The 1,846-nt window shown below is 52.2% G+C and carries 3 protein-coding genes; all 3 read right to left on the reverse strand.

What is annotated here, in order from left to right:
- Nucleotides 1-11: 11 nt before the first annotated feature.
- Complete coding sequence (locus HFP54_RS25030) at nt 12-299, reverse strand: hypothetical protein (protein WP_168567291.1); 288 nt, start codon at nt 297-299, stop codon at nt 12-14.
- A 106-nt stretch (nt 300-405) separates the two neighbouring features.
- Nucleotides 406-636, reverse strand: coding sequence for a hypothetical protein (locus tag HFP54_RS25035; protein WP_168567292.1), 231 nt, complete (start codon nt 634-636; stop codon nt 406-408).
- A 291-nt stretch (nt 637-927) separates the two neighbouring features.
- The coding region (locus HFP54_RS25040; RefSeq protein WP_206036406.1) for a WD40 repeat domain-containing protein at nt 928-1,846 on the reverse strand (919 nt) is incomplete at its 5' end.

Here is a 1,846-nt window from a genome sequence, read left to right on the forward strand (position 1 = left end):
ATTTCGCCAGATCAGTTTGTTAAACAGTGCCTAACGTCATCCGCTTGGTATGGCGTTGCGAATTTCCGGATTTCGTTGGCGGTCGATTTTGCACCGAAGTATCGGCGGGCGCGATCACCCCGGTAGAAACTCAAGATCGTATCGGCGGAAATGTCCGACGTAAGTGACGCGATCCGCTTGCAGCGGTACAGCTCAGAGATGACGACAGCAATACCCACCAACGGACCAATCCCGCCCAGTCCAGCACAGGCGATCAGGAAGCCAGCAAGGAGTGTCACGATATTGATGTGTAGTCGCATTCAGAACTATCAGATCGACGAACGGTAGACATCACGGGGCACGGAGAGTGAACTATCCATTGCCAAAAATGCCGCAAGCCGTGCTCCCGTGCATGTCATGGTTCCCTCAGTTTCCGATTCGTTCGCTGATTTGATGAGGGTCGTCGCCGGTTAGGACGAAGTCGTGAATCAATTTGTTTGGATCACCATTGTAGCTTACCTGACGACCGCTTTTCAGACGCACATTGTCTGGCGGACTTGTCGAGCCACGAATTTCGTCGACCGTTGTGCTCCAGTTCACATCGATTAGTTGAGGGAGTTCGTCGAATGTCCACGCGTAGTGTTGTGGAACGGCCATGCGATCGTATTCGTCGCGAAGGTCTTCCCAGCCGTTGGGCCAAGCACCTGTCGTGCGAATATGGTCAATGATGAATACCGCTGTCCAATCTGACGCGTATGCCTCGCGTGGTATGCCGACGACCCGAGACGCGATCCACACACCCCACGATCCTGCCGCGATGGCCAGAAGGATCGCAGTGCAAATGAGGGTGCGACGTATCACATGTCAACTCATCGAGGGAACGGCGGCCATAACCCAGTCGCCGAAGTGGATATTGATGTAACTAAACGCGGGACCGGCGACTTGGGTTCATGGCTTGGTTCTGCGAATTCCCACTGGTAACTTGCGGGCTGACATGTGGCCAGCAGCGTCAACGATCGCGAATGAGTCTTGAGTGTGCAGGGGAGTCACAATCTTGGATTCTAGCAGATCAGGACAATCAGCAATCGATACTGGGTTCAATTCATCTGAATCGTTCTCGGAATTAAGATTCCATTTAACAAGCGCCCCATCGGAATGAAGTGTTAAAAGTGAATTCGAATCTCTCGAAAACCACGCTCGGCTGATATTCGGTTCACGATAGCAGAATCCAATGTAGTTGCCGTTGCGATGGAATACGCGAGGCGTTGGACCGGGCCAACCGCCGCCGAACCATTTTGTACCGTCTGGTGCCAAGTTTTTGCCGTACCAGATCGCGGGAGTCTCACTGGTATTGATGCGTTCGCCCGACGCAATTGCAATTGCAAGTCGGTCGGGTGGAGTTTCTTCGAAACCAAAGGCGGAGAGTTTATCCAAGATTAGGATGTCGCCATCTCGTGAAAACCCCATGGCGGCGGTCTTGCCATCGAAGATGTCCATCCGATCAATCTTGAGAACAGTTTCGCCGGTATTCAAATCATAGACGACAAGACTTGTCCCGATAAAGACGGCAAACAACTTCGACCGCTTGTCAAAACAAGGGCTGCAAATCGCCATCCCGTTCGTGTCAACGATTGTTCGGCCAAGTTTTCGATCCACCACCCTCAATCGCACGTTCTCATCTTCGCTCAGGGGCTCGGTCAAGACCGCAAAAAGATCATCGTTTGGCGAGAAAGTCAATTGATAGATTGCGGATTTACTGTCGGACCAAGGCGTGAACTTCTCTTCACGATTCGCATCTTGACAGCCGCACGTTCCGAAGAACGCGGCGGCTATAAGGAGGATTGTGTAAAGAGTCTTCATCTCGCAG

The sequence above is a fragment of the Crateriforma spongiae genome (genome assembly GCF_012290005.1).
GTDB lineage: Bacteria > Planctomycetota > Planctomycetia > Pirellulales > Pirellulaceae > Crateriforma > Crateriforma spongiae.